General features: G+C 72.0%; 20 protein-coding genes. 16 read left to right on the top strand and 4 right to left on the bottom strand.

From position 1 onward, the window contains the following. Nucleotides 1-547 precede the first annotated feature (547 nt). The 13 genes from pstC to ABD127_RS12500 all read left to right on the top strand — a co-directional run bounded on the left by pstC (nt 548) and on the right by ABD127_RS12500 (nt 16549). Nucleotides 548-1561 carry a phosphate ABC transporter permease subunit PstC gene (gene pstC, locus ABD127_RS12560; protein WP_344202016.1) on the top strand — a complete coding sequence of 338 codons (1014 nt, stop codon included), beginning with the start codon at nt 548-550 and terminating at the stop codon, nt 1559-1561. Then, on the top strand, nt 1561-2817 hold the full coding sequence (gene pstA, locus ABD127_RS12555) for a phosphate ABC transporter permease PstA (protein ID WP_344202014.1): 1257 nt from the start codon (nt 1561-1563) through the stop codon (nt 2815-2817). Before pstC ends, pstA begins: the two co-directional genes overlap by 1 nt. Then, nucleotides 2814-4421 carry a phosphate ABC transporter substrate-binding protein PstS gene (gene pstS / locus ABD127_RS12550; RefSeq protein ID WP_344202011.1) on the top strand — a complete coding sequence of 536 codons (1608 nt, stop codon included), beginning with the start codon at nt 2814-2816 and terminating at the stop codon, nt 4419-4421. The genes pstA and pstS overlap by 4 nt, the downstream gene beginning before the upstream one ends. Further along, the gene (locus tag ABD127_RS12545) at nt 4415-7066 is read left to right on the top strand and encodes a hypothetical protein (protein ID WP_344202008.1); all 2652 of its coding nucleotides are present in this window, start codon (nt 4415-4417) and stop codon (nt 7064-7066) included. Before pstS ends, ABD127_RS12545 begins: the two co-directional genes overlap by 7 nt. A 184-nt stretch (nt 7067-7250) precedes the next feature. Then, a complete protein-coding gene (locus ABD127_RS12540; RefSeq protein ID WP_344202005.1) occupies nt 7251-8309 on the top strand; it encodes a substrate-binding domain-containing protein in 1059 nt (352 codons plus the stop codon). Between the two features lie 38 nt (nt 8310-8347). Then, nucleotides 8348-9715 (top strand): hypothetical protein, encoded by a 1368-nt coding sequence (locus tag ABD127_RS12535; protein ID WP_344202002.1) that lies wholly within the window; start codon nt 8348-8350, stop codon nt 9713-9715. A 100-nt stretch (nt 9716-9815) separates the two neighbouring features. Beyond that, a complete protein-coding gene (locus tag ABD127_RS12530; RefSeq protein WP_344201999.1) occupies nt 9816-10946 on the top strand; it encodes a WxL protein peptidoglycan domain-containing protein in 1131 nt (376 codons plus the stop codon). Beyond that, nucleotides 10943-11689, top strand: a complete 747-nt coding sequence (locus ABD127_RS12525) for a hypothetical protein (protein WP_344201996.1) — start codon at nt 10943-10945, stop codon at nt 11687-11689. Before ABD127_RS12530 ends, ABD127_RS12525 begins: the two co-directional genes overlap by 4 nt. Further along, nucleotides 11686-12687 carry a sortase domain-containing protein gene (locus tag ABD127_RS12520; protein ID WP_344201994.1) on the top strand — a complete coding sequence of 334 codons (1002 nt, stop codon included), beginning with the start codon at nt 11686-11688 and terminating at the stop codon, nt 12685-12687. The genes ABD127_RS12525 and ABD127_RS12520 overlap by 4 nt, the downstream gene beginning before the upstream one ends. Nucleotides 12688-12956: 269 nt before the next feature. Beyond that, nucleotides 12957-13730 carry a phosphate ABC transporter ATP-binding protein PstB gene (gene pstB / locus ABD127_RS12515; protein ID WP_344202622.1) on the top strand — a complete coding sequence of 258 codons (774 nt, stop codon included), beginning with the start codon at nt 12957-12959 and terminating at the stop codon, nt 13728-13730. Nucleotides 13731-13733: 3 nt separating this feature from the next. Beyond that, entirely contained in the window at nt 13734-15308 is a 1575-nt protein-coding gene (locus tag ABD127_RS12510; protein WP_344201991.1) for a protein kinase domain-containing protein, read from the top strand. Then, nucleotides 15301-16074, top strand: coding sequence for a lytic transglycosylase domain-containing protein (locus ABD127_RS12505; protein ID WP_344201989.1), 774 nt, complete (start codon nt 15301-15303; stop codon nt 16072-16074). The genes ABD127_RS12510 and ABD127_RS12505 overlap by 8 nt, the downstream gene beginning before the upstream one ends. Nucleotides 16075-16084: 10 nt before the next feature. Next, complete coding sequence (locus ABD127_RS12500) at nt 16085-16549, top strand: hypothetical protein (protein WP_344201986.1); 465 nt, start codon at nt 16085-16087, stop codon at nt 16547-16549. A gap of 162 nt (nt 16550-16711) precedes the next feature. Here the strand turns inward: ABD127_RS12500 and ABD127_RS12495 are convergent, their stop codons facing one another. After that, nucleotides 16712-17302, bottom strand: a complete 591-nt coding sequence (locus ABD127_RS12495) for a copper resistance CopC family protein (protein WP_344201983.1) — start codon at nt 17300-17302, stop codon at nt 16712-16714. Nucleotides 17303-17400: 98 nt separating this feature from the next. Here ABD127_RS12495 and ABD127_RS12490 point away from each other — a divergent pair, with 98 nt between their 5' ends. Further along, a complete protein-coding gene (locus tag ABD127_RS12490) occupies nt 17401-18030 on the top strand; it encodes a superoxide dismutase (RefSeq protein WP_344201980.1) in 630 nt (209 codons plus the stop codon). Next, a complete protein-coding gene (locus ABD127_RS12485) occupies nt 18027-18545 on the top strand; it encodes a flavin reductase family protein (protein ID WP_344201977.1) in 519 nt (172 codons plus the stop codon). Before ABD127_RS12490 ends, ABD127_RS12485 begins: the two co-directional genes overlap by 4 nt. A gap of 115 nt (nt 18546-18660) precedes the next feature. On the opposite strand, the gene ABD127_RS12480 is transcribed toward ABD127_RS12485, so the two are convergent. Further along, a complete protein-coding gene (locus tag ABD127_RS12480; protein ID WP_344201975.1) occupies nt 18661-19284 on the bottom strand; it encodes a PaaI family thioesterase in 624 nt (207 codons plus the stop codon). Nucleotides 19285-19426: 142 nt separating this feature from the next. Here ABD127_RS12480 and ABD127_RS12475 point away from each other — a divergent pair, with 142 nt between their 5' ends. After that, nucleotides 19427-20971 (top strand): AMP-binding protein, encoded by a 1545-nt coding sequence (locus ABD127_RS12475; RefSeq protein WP_344201973.1) that lies wholly within the window; start codon nt 19427-19429, stop codon nt 20969-20971. Between the two features lie 128 nt (nt 20972-21099). On the opposite strand, the gene ABD127_RS12470 is transcribed toward ABD127_RS12475, so the two are convergent. Continuing rightward, on the bottom strand, nt 21100-21942 hold the full coding sequence (locus ABD127_RS12470; protein WP_344201970.1) for an adenylate/guanylate cyclase domain-containing protein: 843 nt from the start codon (nt 21940-21942) through the stop codon (nt 21100-21102). Between the two features lie 103 nt (nt 21943-22045). Further along, nucleotides 22046-23873: phosphoenolpyruvate carboxylase (locus ABD127_RS12465; RefSeq protein ID WP_344201967.1), on the bottom strand; the 1828-nt coding region annotated here is incomplete at its 5' end.

Raw genomic sequence — 23873 nt, 5'->3', positions numbered from 1 at the left:
CACCCGCCGTCGGACGCCGTCGTCGTTCCCGCGGGTACCGACTAGCCCGTCCGGGCCGGGTCGGACGTCCCGAGGAGGCGGTGCTGCGGTGCTACCGACGCACCACCCGCCCGGCGGCGACCGGGCCATGCGACACCATCCGAAAGGATCATTTCGGCCTGGGATCCTCAGTTATTTCTCGGGACGAGGATGAACGGCGGTTCACCTGCCGGAGGTCTGGGCGACCTCTCGGCCAGGCCCGGTTTCGCCCGGATTTCCAGCACCCTGGGTGACCCCTGTGCGCGTCGGGGAGACGCCCGGGCGCGCACGGGCAGAGGAGCGTAGGAGCCCGCGGGGCGCCGTTCGGACGCAACCCGGATTCCTTCACCGAGCGTTCACCGAGCAGGCACGTCGCAGACGCCACGCGACGCCGACTTGTCGGTTGTACCGCCGTGAGCGCGTTCCTACTGTGAGCGCGGGTCATGGCAGGAAAGCCACGGACGGAGGTCTCGTCCGGAGCGCCCGTCGTCCTCCCTGCCGCCCTCGACACCCCTGATTGAAGAGCATCATGCCCACTGAAGTGATCGAGCACCGCGCGGCCGCCTCGGCGACTCCGCGCAGGCTCACGACGGTCCGGGGACAGCAGGACATCCTGTTCCGCGCGGCAGCTCGCAGTGGTGGACTCACGGTCCTCACGATCATGACGCTCGTCGGCGTCTTCCTCTTCGTGCGCGGCTTCGACGCGATCACCGACGCCGGCACCGCCTTCATCACGACCGAGGCCTGGTCGCCCAACGAGGGCAACTTCGGCATCGCCGCGGTCCTGTTCGGCACCGTCACGATCGCGACGATCGCGATCGTCCTCGCCGTCCCGCTGTCGATCGGCACGGCGCTCTACATCTCGGAGTTCGCCCCCCGCGGCCTCAAGCGCTCGCTCATCACGATCGTCGACCTCATGGCGGCGGTCCCCAGCGTGGTCTACGGCCTCTGGGGCTTCCTCTGGCTGACCGACGCGATCCTGCCCATCGCGGAGTGGATCTCGACCCACTTCGGCTGGATCCCGATCTTCGACGTCGACGGCTTCGAGCCGGGTGACCCGCTCTCGACCACGACGGTCTTCACCGCCTCGGCCTTCATCGCCGGCATCGTCGTCGGCCTGATGGTCACGCCGATCGCCTCCTCGATCATGCGGGAGGCCTTCAGCCAGGCGCCGGTCGGCGAGCGCGAGGGCGCGCTGGCGCTCGGCGCGACGCGCTGGGGCATGGTCACGGCGGTCGTCCTGCCGTTCGGTCGCGGCGGCATCATCGGCGGCACGATGCTGGGCCTCGGCCGGGCCCTGGGCGAGACCATCGCGGTCTACCTGGTGATCTCGCCGGTCTTCGTGATCCAGCCGAACATCCTGCAGACGGGCACCAACTCGATCTCGTCGCTCGTCGCGCTCCGCTTCAACGAGGCGAGCGAGTTCGAGCTCTCCGCGTTGATGGCCGCCGGCCTCGCGCTGTTCCTCATGACCCTGGTCATCAACTTCGGCGCGTCCATGGTGATCGCCCGGTCGCGCTCCGGCGCCGAGAGCGAGGGATGATGACCGAGCTCCTGGAGCGTCCGGACGAGCCGACGCTGTTCAGCACGCACCTGCCCGGCCGCGACGGCGAGGCGCCGGGTGCGACCAAGCCCCCGCAGACGCGGCGCAACCTCTCGACGCTGCACCGCGACGACGTCATCCGGCTGCTCGGTGCGCTGGCCGCTGGCATCTGCACCGCCGCCTGGCTGTTCACGCAGGTCATGCCGCTGCGCGGCGCCGTCGGCTTCGTCGCGATCTCGTTCGTCCTGTTCCTGCTCTTCTACGTCGTGCTGGTCGCGATGGACGACGGCGGCCCGGCGATGAAGGACAAGGTCGCGAGCGTCTTCGCCCACGCCATCGCGATGCTGCTGTTCGCGGCGCTGGCGTGCGTCATCATCTTCACCTTCGCCCGCGCCTTCGACGCCCTGGTGAACCTGAACTTCTGGACGACCGACCTGTCGGCCGCGGGTCCCATCGACCCGCTCGACAAGGGCGGCATCCTGCACGCGATGGTCGGCACGCTGATCCAGATCACGATCGCGCTGGCGATCTCGATCCCGCTCGGCGTCCTCACGGCGGTCTTCCTGAGCGAGGTGCCCGGCCCGTTCGCCCGCCTGGTGCGGACCGTGGTCGAGGCGATGACGGCACTGCCGTCGATCGTCGCGGGCCTGTTCATCTACGCGACGTGGATCGTGACGTTCGGGATGGGCCAGTCGGGCTTCGCGGCCAGCCTGGCCATCACGATCATGATGCTGCCGATCATCATCCGCGCGGCCGACGTCGTGCTGCGCCTGGTGCCCGGCAACCTCAAGGAGGCCGCCCTCGCGATGGGGGCGAGCCAGTGGCGCACGGTCTGGCACGTCGTCCTGCCGACCACGCGATCCGGTCTGACGACCGCGATCATCCTCGGCACCGCCCGTGGCATCGGTGAGACGAGCCCGGTGCTGCTGACCGCCGGCTACACGACCTACATGAACCACAACCCGTTCGAGGGACCGATGGTCTCGCTGCCGCTGGCGACGTTCAACCTCGTGCGCAGCCCCGAGCCCAACCAGGTCGCGCGCGGCTTCGGTGCCGCTGCGGTGCTGATGCTGCTGGTGCTGATCCTGTTCGTCGTCGCCCGCGTGATCGGCGGCCGCGGCCCGGGTCAGCTCTCGCCCCGCCAGGCCGCTCGCCGTCAGCGCCAGTCGCGCAGCGACGTCATCCGCTTCGCGGCGCGCGAGGGCCACGTGCTCCTCGACCCGCGGGCCCACAGCTCGACCAGGAGACGACGATGACCCGCCACTCGACCAGCCGCCAGGTCGCGGCGGCACTGGGCATCGTCCTGGTGCTGACCGGTGTGATCCAGGGTGCGACGGTCCGTCCGGCGGACGCCGCCGCGGCGCACGCCCCCATCTCGGGTGCCGGCTCCACGTGGTCGTCCAACGCGCTCGACCAGTGGATCCGCAACGTCTTCTCGAACTACCAGTGGAAGATCAGCTTCGGCGCCAACGGCTCCTCGGCCGGCCGCCAGGAGTTCGCCAACGGCACCAAGGACTTCGCCGTCTCGGAGATCCCCTACGACCTGGCCGGCAGCGACGCCGCCGACCCGCGTCCGACGCGTCCGCTGGCCTACATGCCGATCGTCGCCGGTGGCACGGCGTTCATGTACAACCTGCAGATCGGTGGCCGCCGCGTCACGAACCTGCGGCTCTCGGGCGAGGTCGTCGCCAAGATCTTCGCGAACCAGATCACCGTCTGGAACGACCCGGCGATCGCGGCCGACAACCCCGGGCTCAAGCTGCCGGCGATCCCGATCGTCCCGGTCGTGCGCTCGGACGGCTCGGGCACGACGGCCCAGTTCACGACCTGGATGCGTCAGCAGCACCCGAACGTCTGGAACAAGTTCTGCCAGGCTGCGGGCCGCGGCTCGAGCTGCGGCATCACCTCGAACTTCCCGATCGTGGCCGGCTCGCGCGCGATCGGCCAGAGCGGCTCGAACTCGGTCGCCGGCTACGTCGCCAACCCGCAGCGCGTCGGCTCGATCACCTACGTGGAGTACTCCTACGCCCTCAACGCGCGCTATCCGGTCGCGAAGGTGCTGAACGCGGGCGGCTACTACACCGAACCGACGGCCTCAAACGTCGCGGTCGCGCTGCTCGGCTCGCGCATCAACGAGGACCCGAGCTCGCGGGACTACCTGACGCAGAACCTCACGGGCGTCTACAACTCGACCGACCCGCGCACCTACCCGCTGTCGTCGTACTCGTACATGATCGTGCCGACCACGTCGGACTACGGCTTCTCGGCCGGCAAGGGCCGCACCCTCGCCGACTTCGCCTCGTACTTCCTGTGCGAGGGCCAGCAGCAGGCCGAGACGCTCGGCTACTCGCCGCTGCCGATCAACCTGGTGCAGGCCGGTCAGGCCCAGATGCTGAAGATCCCGGGCGGCGACCCGCAGGTCAAGGGCATCAACCAGTGCAACAACCCGACGTTCAGCCCCGACGGCTCCAACCGCCTGGCGAACACCGCGCCGCTGCCGGCCGACTGCGACAAGGTCGGGCCGATCCAGTGCACCAAGGGCACGGGTGGCGCGCAGGACACCGAGACGGCGACGTCGAACGGTGCCGCCGGCGGCGACGACGCCGCAGCGGGTGGCCCCGGCGCCGCCGCTGGTCCGGGCGGGGAGGCCGCCGCCGGTGACGGCAGCGAGATCGGCGCCGACGCCGACGTCGTGGTGGCCGTCGCCGACCCGCAGTCGCTGCCGGAGAAGGGCCTCGGCATCCCGCTGACGGTCCTGATGGTCACGGTCGGTGCCGCCCTGCTGATCTTCGCGATGGTGCCGCCGCTGGCGGGCACCCGTCGGCGCGCACGCCGTTCGGGGGTGCCCCCGCCGTGGTGATCACCGATCGTGAGCTCCGCTGGACGGGCCGCCTCGGATCCGTCGTCGCCGCACTGTCGGCGCTCGGCCTCGTGGCGATGCTGGTCGCCGCTGCCCCCGGAGCAGACGCCGCGGGCGAGAGCGAGAGCGCCATCACGATCAGCTGGAACGGCGACACCAGCTCGGCCGCCGCCTTCCAGCCGCAGCGCAGCCCCGAGAGCATCCACTTCGGCGACTTCGACGACCTCAAGGTCACGGTGTCCAAGACCAAGAACCTGACCGACGAGGTCGTCGGGGTGACGGTCACCGGCATGCCGGGCCCGACGCGCCAGCTCAACCTCGGCACCGGACCGGTGACCGTGGGCGCCAACTTCGTGCAGGCGATGCAGTGCTGGGGCGACCCGGCCGCCGCCGACTTCTACCAGAACTGCCAGTTCGGGGCCGCGGGCTACGCCGCCTCGCCGCAGCAGGCCTCGACGTTCACGCAGCTCGGCCCGGCCGGCTCGCCCGTGACCCGTGGCGGCACCGAGGTCGACGTCCCCTTCCGCTCCGCCGACGGCACGATGTACTCCTCCCTGCCCATCGGCCTGGGACAGCCGCCGGCCGGCGTGACCCGCGTCGACCAGCTCTTCGCCCCGACGACCTCGAACGAGCAGCTCGGGCTCGTGGGCAACGACCGCACCGCGACGTTCGGCTTCGAGACCCAGTCCGCAGCCACCGCACCGCACCTGAACTGCGGCGGCAGCACGGCTGGGGGCTCCAACCGCTGCTGGCTCGTCGTCGTGCCCCGCGGCGAGCACGCGAGCACCCCGACGGAGAAGTGCCAGCTGCCCGGCCTGGGCATCCCGGAGGAGCAGGTCGCCCAGCTCGGCTCCCCGGTGAACCCGGACTGCGACTACTGGGCCAACCGCGTCGTCGTCCCGCTGGACTTCCAGCCCGTGCGCAGCGCGTGCGCGGCCGGCAGCCAGGAGGTCCGCCTGGTGGGCACCGAGCTGGCGGCGTCCGCGATGTCGTCCTGGCAGCGCCAGCTGTGCTCCTCGGCCGGCACGGCGTTCACCCTCAACACCGTCGCCGACGCCACGGCGCGCGACCAGCTCGTCGCGGGCGGATCGACGTTCGTCATGACGAACCGTCCGGCGACGGCCGAGGGCCTGGACGAGGAGGGCGCCCAGCAGCTCCGCGACGCGGCGATCGTCTACGCGCCGACCACGGTCTCGGCCGTCTCGATCGCCTTCATCGCGTCGAAGGAGCGGCAGGTCGTCACCGACATCAAGCTGAGCCCGCGGCTCATCGCCAAGATGTTGACCCAGTCCTACGGCGCGCTCGGCGGTGGAGCGTTCTACCGCAACATCGACCCCGTGCCGGGCTGGAACACCAACCCGCTGTACCTGAGCCGCGACCCGGAGTTCACGGCGCTCAACCCGAACGTCCCGGCCAACATGGACCAGGGCCAGCTCATCGTGACGGGCCCGTCGGGCTCGGACGCGATCAGCCAGGTGTGGGCCTACCTGCAGGCCGACAACGACGCGCGGGCCTTCCTGGCCGGCGACGCCGACCCGTGGGGGATGCGGATCAACCCCTACTTCCTGCCCAAGGGGGCGGCCAACGCCCAGGTGCCGACGATGCAGGAGAACACGAGCCCGGATCGCCTGTCGACGAGCCTCGATCCCGTCCCCGGCGCCTTCACGAAGGTCGGCCTCATCAAGCCGGACGGCTCGCCGCTGTGCCTGTGCGACACGCCGATGGACACGATCGGCAAGTCCGACGACACCCTGATGCCCCGGGTCATCCAGCTGCAGCTCAACCAGACCCTGCGCTACGACTCGCTGCAGGCGTGGCCCTACGCCGAGAACTACCACCAGGCGGCGTCGCTGGTCTTCCGCGCCGACACCGGGTCCAAGACCGAGTGGGACGGGTCGTACTTCAACGGCCCGACCGTGACCCCGGGCCGGTACCGCGCGAACGGCCTGAGCTTCCCGTGGGACACCTACCTGAACGGCCTGATCGACTCGCCCACCGCGCTGCACTACCAGCTCAACCAGGCCCAGCTGCAGCTGCCGAACCAGCCGGGTGTCTTCGCCCGCCCCGACGAGACTGGCATGTCCCGGGCCGTCGCCTCGGCCGTCGCGACGAGCACGCCGGGTGTCTCGGTGGTCGACCCGGCCAAGGTCGGCGCCGGTGCCTACCCGCTGACGCTCATCACGTACTCCGCGGTGAACCTGCAGAAGAGCACCCCGGAGCTGCGCGCCTCGTACGCGAACTTCCTGGAGTACGTCGCCACGAGCGGTCAGGTCTCCGGCACCGGCATCGGCGAGCTCCCGCCGGGCTACCTGCCGCTCGACGCCGCCGCGATCGAGCGCACCAAGGCCATCGCCCAGACCGTGCGCACGTACGTGCCGCCGCCGGTCGGCGGCGAGGACGACCTCGAGAGCTTCGTCGACGGCGAAGGATTCGCCGAGTCCTTCGGTGACGCCGCCGACGTCCCGGTCCTCGCCGCGCCGGGCTCGGCCGCCGAGACCGTCATCGCGAAGACCGACGTCGATCCCGGCGGGAAGACCGAGAACGTCGCCAACCCGGTGGCGTTGGCTCTCGGCTGCACGCTGTTGCTCGGACTCGCCGGCGCTCTCGGGTCGCCGGTCCTCATGCGACGGAGGGCGGTCCTGTGATCGCCCTGCGACCCCGTTCCCTCGCGGGAACCCCCGATCTCGTCGTCGGTCTCGGGCCCGACAACGACGACACCCGTGCTCGGCTGATCAGTGGAATGAATCAGTGGCCGAGCACGGGCGTCAACCGCTCGCCCGTCGGGCGAGTTCGTGAAGTCATCAGTGTAACGAGTGAGGTCACCACACCATGAAGCTCCTTCGTCCGGCGGTGCTGCTCGGCACCGTCGGAGCCCTCTGCGCCACCCTCGCGCTCGCTGCGGGTCCGGCCTCGGCCGACCCGACGACGCCGACCGACTACCGGCAGCTCGTCGGTACCGGCAGCGACACGACCCAGGGCGTCCTCAACAGCTACGGAACCACCCTGCGTGACGGTTCCCTGAACCGGGTCATCGCGTCGTACGACGCGACCGGCTCGGCCACGATCAAGGTCTCGGCCTCGGGTCCGACGTTCAACCGCCCGAACGGCTCGACCAACGGCGTCAAGGCGCTGACGGCCTCGATCAACCCCACCGGCACCTACCTCTGGGGCGGCGTCAGCATCGCCGGCCAGCTCGACTTCGCCCGCTCCTCGAGCGCGCCGTCGTCCAGCGCCCCCGGCACCCAGCTGACCTACATCCCGTTCGCGCGGGACGCCGTCAGCTACGCGTACGCCAACCTCGGCAACCAGTCGGTCCCGTCCAACCTGACCACGGCGCAGATCGCCGGGATCTACAAGGGCGAGATCACGACGTTCGTCGATGCCGGCGGCGCGACCCGCACCTACAAGCCGATCCTGCCGCAGGCCGGATCGGGCACGCGCAGCTTCTTCCTGTCCTCCATCGGTGTCACCGAGGCCCAGCTCATCCCGGGCCTGCCGACGCTGCAGGAGAACGACGGCACCCAGATCGACGCCGTCGGCGAGGTCGTGCCGTTCTCGGTCGCGGCCTGGATCGCCCAGGACAACGCCGTCGTGCCCAACACGATCGACACGCACTCGGTCACGCTCGGCTCGGTCGGCGGCATCTCGCCCCTGACCGCGCAGTTCAAGCTGAACCCGAACTTCACGATGACCCGTCTGGTCTTCAACGTCGTCGAGACCGCGCGTCTGACCGGCACCGGCCCGAAGGACACGCTCCTGCGTGACTTCTTCGTCGGTACCGACTCCGAGATCTGCTCCGTGCCCGCCGTCCTCTCGCTCTACGGCTTCGGTGCGATCACGAACTGCGGCAACACCACCACCTACAAGAGCGGTTACGTCGCGCCCTGAGGCCCGACGTCCACACTCCACAGAAGGAATTGCTCATCATGTCCAAGCGACTTTCCCGCCTCGTCGCGGTCGCGAGCATCGCGCTCGTCGGCAGCGTCCTCGCGGTCGGCGCGCCGGCCCAGGCCGACACGTCCGACCCCAACCGTCTCGGTGACCTCATCCTCGACAAGACCAGCGGCACCTCGCTGACTGTCGAGTCCCAGCAGTGGACCACCGTCGACACCGCAGCCGGGGCCATCTGCCCCACCGGCTTCCGTCAGCGCTCGGGTCTCACGGCCACGAACGCCTCCGGCGTCGTCCAGCAGGTCGGCGCGCGTGCGCGCGCTACCGACACGCTGGCCGCCGGCGCAACGCTGGGACTCAGCCCGAGCGACGCCAAGATCCACCGCACCGCTGACTACGCCTGGTCGCAGGCGTGGCAGCTCACCGTCGCCGACGCCACGCAGCTGCCGGCCGGTGTCTGGGAGATCAAGCACACCTGCCAGGCGACGGACACCTACGTGCCCGCGACCGACAAGTACTACTCGGTCTGGATCCAGATCAACGCGGACCGCTCGTGGGCGAAGATCGCCAACGTCGGCCCCGTCGCTCCGGCCAAGACCACGCCGACCGTCGCGTTCAGCGGCAGCACGGCCAACGCCGACGGCAGCGTGACCCTCACGGCCACCGTCAAGAAGGCCGACGGCTCCACCGCCACGGACGCGACCGGCCAGGTCGCGTTCCAGGGCACCGCCGCCGGTGCCACGACCGTGAGCCAGAACGTCACGCCCACCAACGGCGTGGCCACCTGGACCACGGGCGTCCTCTCCGCGGGCAAGCAGTACACGTTCACGGCCGGCTTCGTCGGCGGCAGCGACGCGCTGTACAACGACTCGACCGCCAACGCCTCGACGACGGTCACGACCGTCGCCCAGCCGGTCGCGCCGCAGACGGGCGACACCGACATCACCGTCACGATCCCGGCCTCGCCGGGTGGCCTGACGCTGACGACGACGCCCGGCACGGTCGCGCTCAGCACGCCGCTGCTCGAGGGCACCGACTGGGTCGCCACGGGCAACCTGGGCGAGGTCACGGTCGCCGACTACCGCGCGAACCGTGTGGGCTGGAACCTCAACGGCAAGGTGACGAACTTCGTCCAGACCGCGGACTCCACCAAGACGATCGCCAAGTCGAACCTCGGCTGGACGCCTCAGCTCGTCGGTGACGCGAGCGCGAACGCCGGCGCCGCGGGCAACCCGGTCCTGGCCGGCACCGGCCTGACCGATGCCGGCAGCACGCTGGCCTCGGCGGCTCCCGGTGTCGCCGGGACCGAGACGAAGGTCAAGGCCGGTCTGACGCTGAAGGCTCCGTCGTCCTCGACGGCCGCCGGTGCGTACAAGGCGACCCTGACGCTGACGCTCATCTGATCGACCGCACCACCGCACCACCCTGGGGGCCGGGTCCGGCACGCACCTCGTGCCGGGCCCGGCGCCCGCCCCCGTTCCACCCCCTGTCCAGGAGACCCCGATGTCCCACCTCCGCCCGCTCCGCCTGATCGCGGCGCTCGGCCTCGCCCTGATCGTCTCGGCGACCGTCGCCACCGCTGCGCCCGTGTCCCGCGAGGGCGAGGCTCCGGTCGCGGAGTGGAGCATCCAGCCGTCGACCTCGGCCGGCCCCGACGGGCGGCCGCGCTACGAGTACGCCGTCGCGCCGGGCACGACCATCAGCGACTGGGTCTCCATCAGCAACTACTCCGACCAGGAGCTGACGTTCCGCGTCCACGCCGCCGACGCGATGACCGAGTACGACACCGGCAACTTCACCCTGATCGACGCCGACCAGGCCTCGACCGACCTGGGTGCCTGGACCAGCGTCGACTCCGGCAAGGCCCTGTGCGCCGACACCGACGACCAGGCCGAGCGCGACTGCGCCCTGACCCTCGGCGTCATGGTGACGATCCCGGCCGGGCAGCGCGCCGACCTCCCCTTCACGATCACGATCCCGGCGGACGCGACGCCGGGCGACCACGGCGCCGGTGTCGTCGCGTCGCTCGAGTCCAGCAGCGCCGAGGACACCTCACAGGTCAACCTCGCCCAGCGCGTCGGCAGCCGGATCTACGTCCGCGTCGACGGCGAGCTGAAGCCCGGCGTCGCGGTCAAGGGCGACGTCGCCAGCTACGACGGACGGATCAACCCCACCGTCGCCGGCGCCACCGAGGTCGGTTTCGACGTCGAGAACACCGGCAACACCCGTGTCTCGGTCGAGTCGGCCGTCACGGTCTCCGGACCGTTCGGCCTGAAGCTCGGGACGCTGACCCCCGACCCCGTGTCCAACCTGCTGCCGGGCGAGACGGCCCACGTCGTCGTCGACGTGCCCGACACCTGGCCCACGGTCCTGCAGTTCGCGAGCATCGAGGTCACCCCCGTCGCCGCCGACGGCCTCGAGGGCGACCCGCTGCCCGAGGCGACCTCGGCCAGCGCGATCGCCTGGGCCGTGCCGTGGCCGATCGTCCTCGTGCTGGTCGCCGGAGGCGGCTTCCTCGTGTGGCGCCGCATCCGGCGTCGTCGCGACGACGAGCTGATGGCCGCCGAGCTGTCGGCCTACGCCGACCAGGTCCGCGCCGCCACCCTCGCCGGCCAGACGGGGGAGCCGCGATGAGCGCGCGCCGCAGTCGCGGCCTGCTCGCCGTCGTGCTCGTCGTCGCGGTCGCGGTGGGCTTCGCGGTCTCGCCCGCCCTGGCGCAGAACGGCGACACCGACGTCGCCGTCACGATCCCGCCCGCCCCCACCCCGGCTCCGACCACGCCGCCGCTGCCCGCCGCACCTGTCGTCCCGACGACCCCCGGCAGCTCCGACACCGGCGGTGGCTTCAGCGGCGGCTCGGGTTCCGGCTCGGGCAGTGGCTCCGCTGCCGCTCCGGACGCCCCGGCCGCTCCCGAGGGGGCCGCGTCGGGTGAGCCCGCGATCGGCAGCAAGCCCGGCCGCGGCGACAAGCTGATCCTCGACCGTGACTTCGTGATGCCGGGCGAGACCGTCGTCGCCCGGGCGACCGGCCTGACCGCCGGCGAGATGGCCCAGATGGTGCTGTTCTCCGAACCCGTGCTGCTCAGCAACGAGGCCGTCGACGCCGAGGGCTCCTACCGTGCCGAGATCGTGATCCCCGAGGACACCGAGCCCGGACGGCACACGCTCCAGCTCACCGGCTGGTCCAGCAGCAAGATCTTCGTCGGCGTCCTGGTCGTGGGCGATCCCGCGTCGGACGACGACGAGGCTGGCGGCGGGTTCCCGCTGTGGATCTGGTGGATCGTCGCGGCGCTCCTGATCCTCGGCCTGGCCGGGCTCGGCATCCGTGCCGCGCTCTCGGTCCGCCGCAACGCCGTGCCGACGGGAGCGCACCCGTGACGCTGATCGACGACCCCCGTTCCGACGCGCCCACCCAGGCGGTACCGCCGGTCCCGCCGCCGGCGCCCGGAGCCGTGCCCCCGGCCATGCCGCCCGTCCCGCCGCGCCTGCGCGGGCGGCGGCCCGGCCGTGCGCCGGTGACGCGCGCCCCGCGTGCCGGTCGCTGGTGGGGCGGCGCCGCGCTGCTGTCGCTCTCGCTCCTGCTGCTGGGCTTCATCACCCACGTGACGGTCTTCAGCTCGATCCAGCACGACCGGGCGCAGTCGCTGCAGTACGAGGAGCTCCGCTCGAGCCTGGCCAAGGCCGAGACCCCGGTGGGCCAGCTCGACCTCGACAAGAAGCTCGTCGCGGCCGGCACGCCCGTGGCGCTGCTGCAGATCCCGCGCCTGGGCATCGAGGAGGTCGTGGGCGAGGGAACGACCTCCGACCTGCTGCGCTCCGGCCCGGGGCACCAGCGCTCCAGCGTCATGCCGGGTCAGAACGGCACGGCCGTGATCCTGGGTCGCCAGACGACCTACGGCGCCCCCTTCGCCGACCTCAAGCGCCTGGTGCCCGGCGACACGATCACCGTGACCACGGGCCAGGGCACGCACACCTTCACGGTGTCGGGGTTGCGTCGTGACGGCGACGACAAGCTGCCCATCCCGGGCGAGGGCGAGGGCCGCCTCGAGCTCGTCACGGCCGACGGCCTGCCGCTGTTCCCCAGCGGAGCCCTCCACGTCGACGCCGAGCTGACCTCGCCCACCGTCGAGACCCCCACCCGGGTCATGTCGGTCGAGGCGCTCCCGGCCGAGGAGCGCGCGATGGGCCACGACGGGTCCGCCTGGTTCACGGCGTTCTTCGCCGGCACCTTCCTGCTGGCCGCGATCGCCGGCATGACTGCGCTGTGGCTGCGGTGGCGTCGTGGTCCGGCCTGGATCATCGGTGTCCCGGTCGTGGTCACGCTCGCCGCCGCGACGGCCGACGCCGTCATGAACGCCCTGCCGAATCTCCTGTGATGTCCTCCCCCCGACCGACCGAGGTACCCATGTCCGTCCCGAACTCCGTCCCGAACTCCGTCCCGGCCCCCCAGCCCCTGGACTCCCTCTTCCCTGCTCCGGCGCAGGGCCAGCACGCCTCGGGCGTCCATGCTCCGCCGCCAGCCGCCGCGGTGACCTCGGGTCCGCCGACCGCGGGTTCGATCGCCGCTGCCGACGCCGTCGGCACCACCGCGGTCGATCCGTTCCTCCCGCCGTCCCCGGGCAGCCAGCCGCAGCCACAGGCGCCGCTGTCGAGCCTCGTGGCCCGGGACATCTCCGCCTGGTTCGGCACCCACCAGGTCCTCGACCGCGTCTCGCTCGAGATGGCGGCGGGTGAGGTGACGGCCCTGATCGGCCCGTCGGGCTGTGGCAAGTCGACCTTCCTGCGCATCCTCAACCGCATGCACGAGCTCGTGCCCTCGGCGGGCCTGGCCGGTGAGGTCGAGCTCGACGGCGAGGACATCTACGAGCGCAGCCGCAAGCTGACCGACGCGCGCAAGCACATCGGCATGGTCTTCCAGAAGCCCAACCCCTTCCCGGCGATGAGCATCTACGACAACGTCGTCGCGGGGCTCAAGCTCACGGGCGTCAAGGCGGGCAAGGAGACCAAGGACGAGCTCGTCCAGCGCTGCCTGACGAGCGCAGGCCTGTGGAACGAGGTCAAGGACCGCCTGCGCTCGCCGGGCGGCGGCCTCTCCGGGGGTCAGCAGCAGCGCCTGTGCATCGCGCGCTCGCTCGCGGTGCGCCCGCGCGTGCTGCTGATGGACGAGCCGTGCTCCGCGCTCGACCCGACGTCGACCCGCGTCATCGAGGAGACGATCAAGGAGCTCCGCCAGGAGGTCACGATCGTCATCGTGACCCACAACATGCAGCAGGCGGCCCGCGTCTCGCAGCGTTGTGCGTTCTTCCTCGCGAGCCAGGGCACGCCCGGCGTGATCGTCGAGCACGGCGACACGGACGCGATGTTCGGCGAGCCGCGCGACCAGCGCACGCACGACTACGTGAACGGGCGGTTCGGCTGAGTCATGTCCACCGACGGCTGGTCCGGGCCCCTGCTCGGCGGGCGCTTCGAGGTCGGCGAGCTGCTCGGGGTGGGCGGCTCGGCGGCCGTGTTCGTCGCGCTCGATCGGCTCACGGGTGATCAGGTCGCCGTCAAGATCGGCCACGCCCACGTGGGTGCGGAGCTGCGCTCGGACGTCGCCCGGGAGGCCGAGGTCGCCGAACGTCTCGACCACCCGAACGTCGCCCGCGTGCACGCGCACGGGTGGCACGACAGCGCGGGCCTGGTGCAGCCGTGGCTCGCGATGGACCTGGTGCCCGGCCCCAGCCTGGCGGCGTGGGTCGCGGAGCACGGGCCGTTGTCGCCCCGCGCCGCCGCGACCGCGATCGGGCAGGTGCTCGACGCCCTCGGAGCGGCGCACGCGATCGGGCTCGTGCACCGTGACGTCGCGCCGGACAACGTGCTGCTCGACGCCGACGGTCGGCTGCGTCTCGTCGACTTCGGCCTCGCGTCGGCCTTCGGTGCCGCCGGGACGCACGCCGGATCGGGCAAGGTCGTCGGGCACGTGCACTACATGTCGCCCGAGCAGGCCAGCGGTCAGCCGGTCGGTCCAGCCGGCGACCTCTACCAGGCGGGGGCGCTGCTGCACTTCCTGCTGACGGGCGAGCCGCCGTTCGTGCGCGACCGTGTCGAGGACGTGCTGCGCGCGCACGTCGAGGCGCCGGTGCCCGTGCCGTCGGCCCGCGATCCGCGCAACCGGCCGCTGGACACGGTCGTCGCGACGGCGCTCGCGAAGACGCCCGACCGCCGTTTCGCCTCCGCGGCCGCGATGGGGGCCGCGGTCGCGCGCCTCCTCGGCAGCGACACCGTGGCGGTAGACGCGGCGGCGACGCAGGCGGTCTCGGCGGCCGCGGGGCGCACCACGGCCGTCGCTGCGTGGGCGTCAGCCTCTGCGGCCGCAGCGGCGCGCCCGCCCTACGACGAGGAGTTCCGCGAGAGCCGCTTCGGCGGGACGGGCTGGTTGATCGGTGCGGCGCTGGTGCTGATCGTCGCGATGGTGTGGGGCCTGGCCGGGGGCGACTCCACGACGGCCCTCGCCAAGACCACGCCCACGCCCTCCGTCGCGCCGACGCCGGAGCCGGTCGTGACGACACCCGTCGCCGAGGTCGAGGAGCCCGTCGACGACTCCGTCGCGGTGCCGGTGCTGGACGGCACCCTGACCGAGGTCGAGGCCCGCCTGCGCGCGGCCGGCCTCGCCGTGGGGGTGACCCGTCGGGTCCCGTCCGCCGAGCTCTCGGGGACGGTCGTCGCGAGCTCCGTGGCCAGCGGGACCAAGGTCGATCCGGGATCGGCGGTCGACCTCGACGTCGCGTCGGGCTCCAACGTCGTGCCGGCCGTCGCGGGCAGCACGGTGGGCGAGGCCCGCGCCCTGCTCGAGGCCGCCGGGTTCGTGCCGGTCGTGGTCGAGAGCGCCGGCGCCCCGGGCTCCGGGACCTCCGTCGTCGGCACGCAGCCCGGCAGCGGTACCGTGCTGCGTCTCGGGGTCAGCGTCACGCTCGAGGTCCTGCGCGAGACGACGACGGAGACGCCCGATGCATGAGCACGAGCCGCTCCCGCCGCCCAGCCGATTGGCGTCGATCGCCTCGATCGTGAGCGGAATCGCCGCGGTCGCCCTCCTCGCGACGACGGTCGTGCTGGCGACCCAGCTGTCGCGCGTCGAGCCCGTCGCGACGGGGGACGCCCCGGTCGTGACCTCCGCCGACGTCGTCACGACGACCGGCGCGCCGACGGCCTCAGGGCCGCAGCGCAGCATCGATCCCTCCTGGCTCGCGAGCACCGCCGCGGCCACGGGCATCCCGCCCCGTGCGCTCGCGGCCTACGCGTCAGCGACGCTCGTGGCAGCGGACGAGTCGCCCCAGTGCGGCCTGGGCTGGAACACGGTGGCTGCGATCGGGGCGACCGAGACGGGTCACGGCACGCACGGCGGCAGCGCGATCGACCCCGACGGCTGGGCCCGCCCCGCGATCCTCGGACCCCGTCTCGACGGGCAGGGGTTCGCGGCGATCCGCGACACCGACGGCGGGCAGCTCGACGGCGACACCGCGTGGGACCGTGCCGTCGGTCCGCTGCAGTTCATCCCCTCGACCTGGGCGCGCTGGGGTGCCGACGGCAACGGCGACGGCGTCTCCGACCCGCACCAAATCGACGACGCGGCGCTCGCGGCAGTCCGGTACCTGTGTCACGGGGGGTCGACGACGACGCCGTCCGAGTGGCGCCGCGCGGTGTTCAGCTACAACCACTCCGACGCCTACGTCGACCAGATCGCGTCCCGCGCGAACGCCTATGCCGCGGCCGTCGGTGGTTGAGGTGCAGCACGTGGCGTCGGTGTCCAGCCGCATCGAGGTCATCGACACGGTCGAGGACCTGCGCGGCGCCGCCCGGGCCAGGTTGCGCGAGCGCATCCTGGCGATGACGCCCGAGGACCTGGCCGGCCCCGCGACCGAGCTCGCCTCCGCGCGGCGCTCGCGCCCCGGCGCCGCCACGTGGGCCGTCGTCGAGCCCAACGGCGTGGCCCGCGCGGTCCGCGCCCGCAACTTCTCGGGACGCCGGGCGATCCGCGAGGACCTGCGCGACATCGTGCGACGGCACGCCGAGCTGCGGGTCATCGACGTCGCCGACGAGGACGGCCGCGCCTGGTGGATCGCGCTCGACAGCCGGGTCGTGCTCGTGTCGGGCCGAGTCTTCCGACCGCGACGCGTCCCCGAGGCGCAGCGCGACGCGCGGCTCGCGCTCCGGGCGTTCGCGCGGCTCCCGGCCGACCCGCTCGCCGGTGCGTCATGAGCCCGGCGCCCCAGACTTCGTCGATCCAGCAGAGCGGCCCAGCATCGGCCCGGGCCACGTGACCCGGGCCGTGTCAGGGGACCGGCGGCTGGCCGCCTCGGACCGGCGGAGGTGAGGACGGTGGGCTGCTGCGGGGAGCCCCACCGTCCTCACAGTGCCGGGTCAGTCGACGTCGTTGTGCGGGCCCGACGGGCCCTCGCTCCGCCGCCGGCGCCGTGACGCGCTGAGCGCGACCGCGGTGCCGACGACGAGCACGGCGATCGCGACCGCGATGAGCGCGACGGTGCTGGAGTCGCTCGAATCGTCCTCGGCAGGGCTGCCGGCAGCGGCCTCGCCTCGCTGCTCGGCCGGGACGTCGTCCGGATCGACCGTCGGTTCGGCCGTCGGGCCGTCCCAGGTGAACGTGACGCCGCCCTCGATGGGGTGACCGTCGGACGAGGTGACGCGGTAGGACGCGGTGTAGGTGCCGACGGTCGTGGCCGTGAAGTCGCGGGTGACCGTGTCGCCCGCCACGACGACGTCGCCGGACGACACGTCGGCGCCCGCGGGGTCGGTGATCGAGACGAACGCGGCGGTCGGGAAGACGTCGTTGCTGAACCGGAACGAGGCGACCTGCGGGTCGTCAGGGCCCAGCGCGGCACCGTCGGCGGGCGAGGCCTCCAGCAGGGCGTCGTGCGCCGACGCCGCCGTGGGGCTCAGGGCGGTGCCCAGCACCAGGATCGCGACGGCCAGGGCTCGGGGAAGGTGCCTCACGGCCCCTACCCTACGTGCCGCTCCTCACGTCCTCGGAGGTTTGACCTCAAGCGCAGTTGAGGTTCTACCGTCGAAGGACATCGACGAGAGGAACGGACGTGTCCGTCTACACCCTGCCCGAGCTGCCGTACGACTACAGCGCGCTCGACCCGCACATCAGCGGTCGCATCATGGAGCTCCACCACAGCAAGCACCACGCGGCGTACGTGACGGGAGCCAACGCCGCGCTCGAGGCGCTGGCCGACGCGCGCGACCGCGAGGACCTCGCGGACGTCAACCTGTTCGAGAAGAACCTGGCCTTCCACCTCGGCGGCCACACGAACCACACCGTCTTCTGGCACAACCTCTCGCCCGAGGGTGGTGGTGAGCCCGAGGGCGAGCTCGCGGCGGCGGTCGCCGAGCAGTTCGGATCGTTCGGCGCGTTCCAGAAGCACTTCGCGGCCACCGCGACCGGTATCCAGGGCTCCGGCTGGGCGGTGCTCGGCTGGGACTCGATCGGTCAGCGGCTGACGATCTTCCAGCTGTTCGACCAGCAGGCCAACGTGCCCGTCGGCGTCGTGCCGCTGCTGATGCTCGACATGTGGGAGCACGCGTTCTACCTCGACTACCTCAACGTGAAGGCCGACTACGTCGCCGCGTTCTGGCAGCTCGCGAACTGGCAGGACGTCGCCGACCGGTTCGACCGTGCCCGCACCCAGACCGCGGGCCTCATCGTGCCGGCGACGTGAACGGCACCGCAGTGGGGCGCGTCGACGGTGCCGCGTGGCTCCGCCAGGCGTTCCGCCTCTACCCGTCCGGGGTCGCGATCGTGACGGCGGCGACGCCGGACGGGCCCGTCGGCCTGACGGTCTCGAGCCTCGCGTCGGTCTCGGCCGAGCCGCCGGTGCTGTCGTTCTCGCTGTCGTCGGCGACCAGGTCGGCCGGGGCCCTGCTCGAGGCCAGCGAGGTCGCCGTGCACGTGCTGCCCGCGCGGCGGGCCGAGCTCGCGGCGGACTTCGCGCGGAGCGGGGCACCGCGGTTCACGCCGGACCAGGGATGGTTGCTGCCCGCGGGTGCGGCGCCGCGTCTGCCCGACGCGGTCGTCAGCCTGGCCGGCTCGGTCCGCGACCGGATCCCCGTGGCCGACTCGGTGCTGGTGCTGGTCGACGTCACCTCGACGCTGCTGGGCCCGCCCAGCGCCCCCCTGCTCCACCTCGACCGCACCTTCCGCACCCTCACCCCCACCCCCGACCCTGGGCGGTGAGTTAGTCGCCTATCCCGGTGGTGGCGGTGAGCTAGTCGTCTATCGGGAGCCTCATGAGGCGACAGACTCACCGCTCACGGGCGGGATAGGCGACTAAGTCACCGCTCCAGGGGATTCAGGGGGTGTCGGTGCGGCGGCCGAGGCCCTGCTCGGGGAGCAGGCGGAGGAACATGCCGTCGGCCTCGGCGCAGACGACCGAGCCGTGGCGGATCTCGCCGCGCAGGAAGATCTTGCGGCCCTCGATCCGATCGACCCACGCCGCGACCTGCAGCTCGACATCGATCGGGGTGAGCGCGCGGAAGTCGGTGTGGAGGTAGGCCGTGCGCGTGATGGCCTTCGTGCTGACCGAGGCCAGGATCCCGAGCGCCTCGTCGAACAGCAGCGCGACCGCCCCGCCGTGCACCGCCATCCCGCCGCCCATGAACCAGCGCCCGAACGTGACCGTCCCGTCCACCCGTCCGCCGCCCGCCGACGTGACGCGCAGCTCCGGCACCATCGCGTGCCCGCGCACCGGCAGGCTCGTGACCCGCCCGTTGACCTGCTCGGACTCCGGGCCGGTCAGCGCGTCGAGCTTCTCGCGCCACTGCTCGAGGTCCGCCGAGAGCGCGTCGACGGCGGCGCGATCGAAGCTCATCGACGCGAACCGGTCCTGCACGTCGCGCAGGTTCCGGACGAGCCGCCCGTACGCCGCGGCGTCGTCGGGCCCGATGTTGCTCGTGAAGATCGTCTCCCAGGACATCCCCGCACCGTACCGACCGGCGCGCGGGCGCCGCCCACCGCACAATCCGCGCCGCTCGTCGCGCCCGGTCGGCGTGCAACCTCTCGGCAGCGCACGGCACGATAGAACTGTGTGAGCCGCACCACGCCCCTTGGAGGTACCCGTGTTCTTCCCCCTCACCGTGAGTGACTTCCTCGACCGCGCCGTCACGGTCTACCCCGACCGGATCGCGGTCGTCGACGAACCGGTGCAACCGGCCGAGTCGTGGGGCGAGATCACGTACGCCGAGCTGGGCCGACGCGCCCGCGCGCAGGCCGCCACGCTCGACGAGCTCGGCGTCCCGGTGGGGGCGCGGGTCGCGATCGTGTCGCAGAACTCGGCCCGCATGCTCTGCTCGTTCTACGGCGTCTCGGGCTGGGGCCGCGTGCTCGTGCCGGTCAACTTCCGCCTCGCGGTCGCCGAGATCCAGTACATCGTGGAGCACTCTGGCGCCCAGGTCGTGATGGTCGACCCGGACCTGCGCCACCTCAAGGACGAGCTCGACGTCGACCACGTCTTCGTGCTCGGCGAGGACGACGACAAGATCTGGGGCTCGACCGCCGAGCCGCGCCCCTGGGAGGCCGACGCGACCTCGAAGGAGAACGCGACCGCCACGATCAACTACACGTCGGGCACCACCGCGCGGCCCAAGGGCGTGCAGCTGACGCACCGCAACAACTGGCTCAACGCGACGGTCTTCGGCTGGCAGGCCTCGGTCAACGACCGCGACGTCTACCTCCACACGCTCCCGATGTTCCACGCCAACGGCTGGGGCCACCCGTTCGCGGCGACCGCGATGGGCGTGAAGCACGTCGTGATCCGGCAGATCGACGGCACCGAGATCCTGCGCCGCATCGAGAAGCACGGCGTCACCTACCTCTGCGCCGCCCCAGCCGTCGTCGCTGCCGCGCTCGACGCGGCGAAGGACTGGGACGGCGCGGTCCCGGGCCGCGACCGCGTGCGCATCATCGTCGCGGGTGCCCCGCCGCCGACGCGCACGATCGAGCGCGTCCGCGAGGAGCTCGGCTGGGAGTTCATCCAGATCTACGGGCTCACCGAGACCGCGCCGCTGCTGACGATGTCGCGGATGCGCGAGGAGTGGGACGACCTCGAGGCGACCGAGCAGGCCCGGCTCCTGGGTCGCGCCGGTGCGCCGGCCGTCGGCGTGCGGGTCATGGTCGACGACACCGGAGAGGTGCTCGCGCAGTCCAACCACAACCTCGCGTCGTACTGGGAGAACCCCGAGGCGACGGAGGAGGCGCAGGCCGGCAACTGGTTCCACACCGGCGACGGCGGCACCTTCGAGGACGGCTACGTCACGATCGCCGACCGCAAGAAGGACGTCATCATCACCGGCGGCGAGAACGTCTCGTCGATCGAGGTCGAGGACGCGCTGATGTCGCACCCGGCGGTCAAGGAGGTCGCGGTCATCGGCATCCCGGACGAGAAGTGGGGCGAGCTCGTCACGGCGCTCGTCGTGGTCGACCCCGACGGCGACGCTCCCTCGGCCGAGCACCTCATCACGCACTGCCGCCAGCACCTCGCGGGCTACAAGTGCCCCAAGCGGGTCGAGTTCCGCGACGAGCTCGTCCGCACCGCCACCGGCAAGCTGCAGAAGTTCAAGCTCCGCCAGGAGTTCTGGAAGGACAGCGCCCGCCAGGTCAACTGACCGAGGACGCGCGATGGCTGGCGTACCCCCTTCGAGGCTCGTTCCTCGCACCTCAGGGGGCGGGAAGATGTTCGCCCCCTGAGGTGCGACGCAGGAGCCTCGAAGGGGGTTCCTGAGCCAGCGTCCGCCTAGCGGTCGTCGGGGGAGGGGGCGACGCGCCAGAGCTGCTCGGTGACCGTGAACCCCTTCAGCTCGACCTCGCGGACGTCGTCGAAGACGAACTCGGTGGAGTCGATCAGGGCCTCGCGCAGGTCGTTGCTGACGAGCACCTCCCCGCCCTCGGCCTCCGCGGCGACCCGCGCCGCGAGGGCCACGTTCCGGCCGAAGTAGTCGCCGTCGCGCGCCACGACCGCACCGCGGTGCACGCCGATGCGCACGCGCACGGCATGGGTCCGCAGCCGTCCGCGATCGGTCGCGAGCCGGTGCTGCACGTCGAGCGCGGCGCGCAGGGCGTCGGTGGGCCAGCGGAACACCACCATGAAGCCGTCGCCCTGCGTCTTCACGACCTCGCCGTGGTGCTGCTCGATCGCGGCGCGCATCACCTCGTCGTGACGGGTCAGCACCTTGACGAAGGCCCGGTCGCCGAGCGAGACGTTGAGCTCGGTGGAGCCCTCGATGTCGGAGAAGAACATCGTCACGGTGCCGTCGGGGGCGGTCGCGCGCTCGACAGCGGCGCGGTCCTCGCGGAGCCACTGCGTCAGGTCGTCGATCGAGCTGGCCACGAGGGCCTGCACGCCGTGGGTGCGGAGCATGTCAGCGGTCTCGGCGACGGCCTTGACGGCGTACGTCGCGCGGCGGATCGCCCGCGGCGGGCGACGGCGGGTGGGGGCGGCGACGATGAGCCGCTCCTCCTCGAGCCGGGCGACCTCGGCGCGGGCTCGCCCCAGCTTGACCCGCAGCACGATCGCCACGACTCCGAGACCGATCGTCGCGATCACGAAGAGGCCCAGCAGCACGGCGAGCACGGTCACCCGCGCATCGTAGCCCCCCAGCCGCCTCCCCCAGATTTGCGCCGAGATGTGCGTAAACGGTGATGCGAAACCGCACAACTCGGCGCAAATCTGGGGGAGGGGGTCAGCCGGTGTTGCGGAGGCCGGCGGCGATGCCGTTGACGGTCATGAGCAGCGCCCGGCGCAGGCCCTCGTCGAGCGCCTCCGGGTCCTTGCGGGAGCGCGCGAGCAGGTCGACCTGCGCGAACGACAGCGGCTGCAGGTACGCGTCGCGCACCTCGAGCGTGCGGCGCAGGGCCGGCTGGTGGTCGAGGAGCCGCTTCGAGCCGGTGACGCGCAGGACCTCCTCGACCGTCACGGCGTGCTCGGCGCGGATCACGTCGAACATCGGCTGCAGCTCGGTCGGCACGAGCTCGGAGACGTAGTGGCCGGCGATGTCGAGGTCGGTCTTGGCCAGGGTCATCTCGACGTTGGAGATGAACGTCGCGAAGAAGTGCCAGTCCTGCAGCATCTCCTTCAGCCGGTCGCCGTGGCCCGCCTTCCGCGCGGCCCGCAGCCCGCTGCCCACGCCGAACCAGCCCGGCACGACCTGACGCGACTGCGTCCACCCGAAGACCCACGGGATCGCGCGGAGCGCCGTGATGTCGCCGCCCTGGCCCGGACGCTTCGAGGGGCGCGAGCCGATGTTCAGGTCGCCGAGCTGCTCGACGGGGGTCGAGTGCACGAAGTAGTCGAACAGGCTCGGGTCCTCCACGAGCTTGCGATACGCGGCGTACGCGGAGTCGCTGACGAGCTCCATCGTGGCGTCCCACTCGGCCAGCTGGTCCGGCCCCTGGCGCGCCTTCGTGTGCAGGGTGGAGGCGGTCAGCACGGCCGCCATCGACAGCTCCAGGTTCTCGCGCGCGAGCACGGGCAGCGCGTACTTGTCGCTGATGACCTCGCCCTGCTCGGTGAACTTGATGTCGCCCGTCAGCACGCCGAACGGCTGGGCGAGGATCGCGTCGTAGGTGGGTCCGCCGCCACGACCGACCGTGCCGCCGCGGCCGTGGAACAGCCGCAGCCGCACGCCGTGACGAGCCGCGACGTCGCGCAGCGCCCGCTGCGCCTGGTGCAGCTCCCACTGGCTCGTCGTGATGCCGCCGGCCTTGTTGGAGTCGGAGTACCCGAGCATGACCTCCTGCACGTCACCGCGCAGCGCCACGACGCGGCGGTACGACGGGTCGCTGAGCAGCTCGTCGAGCACGGTCCCGGCGCGGCGGATCTCCTCGATCGTCTCCAGCAGCGGCGCGAAGTCGAGGCGGGAGAACGGTGCGTCGCCGTGCAGCTGGACGAGCCCGGCCTCCCGGGCGAGCACCACGAGGGCCAGCAGGTCGTCCGAGCCGGTCGTCATCGAGACGATGTAGGTCTCGACGACCTCGGGGCCGTACGTCTCCTGCAGCTCGCGCACGACCTCGAGCACGCCGTAGGTGCGGGCGCCGTCCTCGTCGAGCACGGGCGGCTGCGGGCTGAGCGGTCGACGCGACGAGAGCTCGGTCGAGAGCAGCGAGCGGCGGGCCGCGCGGTCGAGGTCGGCGTAGGGTCCGGGCTGCTCGCCGACGCGGTCGACGAGCTGCGCGACGGCGTGGTGGTGCGCGTCCGCGTGCTCGCGGATGTCGAGGCTGGCGAGGTGGAGGCCCACGAGCGACGCGGTGCGCACGGTGTCGGCGAGCATGCGGTCGGCGATGATCTCGCCGCCGTGAGCGCGCAGCGACGCGTCGATCAGCTCGAGGTCGGCGAGCAGCTCGGCACGGTCGGCGTAGTCGTGGCCCGGCGTGTGGGGTCGGCCGTTCACCACGCGTTGCGCGGTGTGCTCGATCTTCAGGCGCATGCACGAGAGCTTGAGCCGGTACGGCTCGGCGGCGTTGACCGTCAGGACGCGCGGGTCGAGGTCGGGCAGGGCCTCGCGGTCGACC

Origin of the sequence: Aeromicrobium alkaliterrae (genome assembly GCF_039529015.1) — a bacterium.
Lineage (GTDB): Bacteria > Actinomycetota > Actinomycetes > Propionibacteriales > Nocardioidaceae > Aeromicrobium > Aeromicrobium alkaliterrae.
The sequence above is the reverse complement of the archived record's forward strand: the minus strand, read 5'-3'. Positions and strand labels throughout refer to the sequence as shown.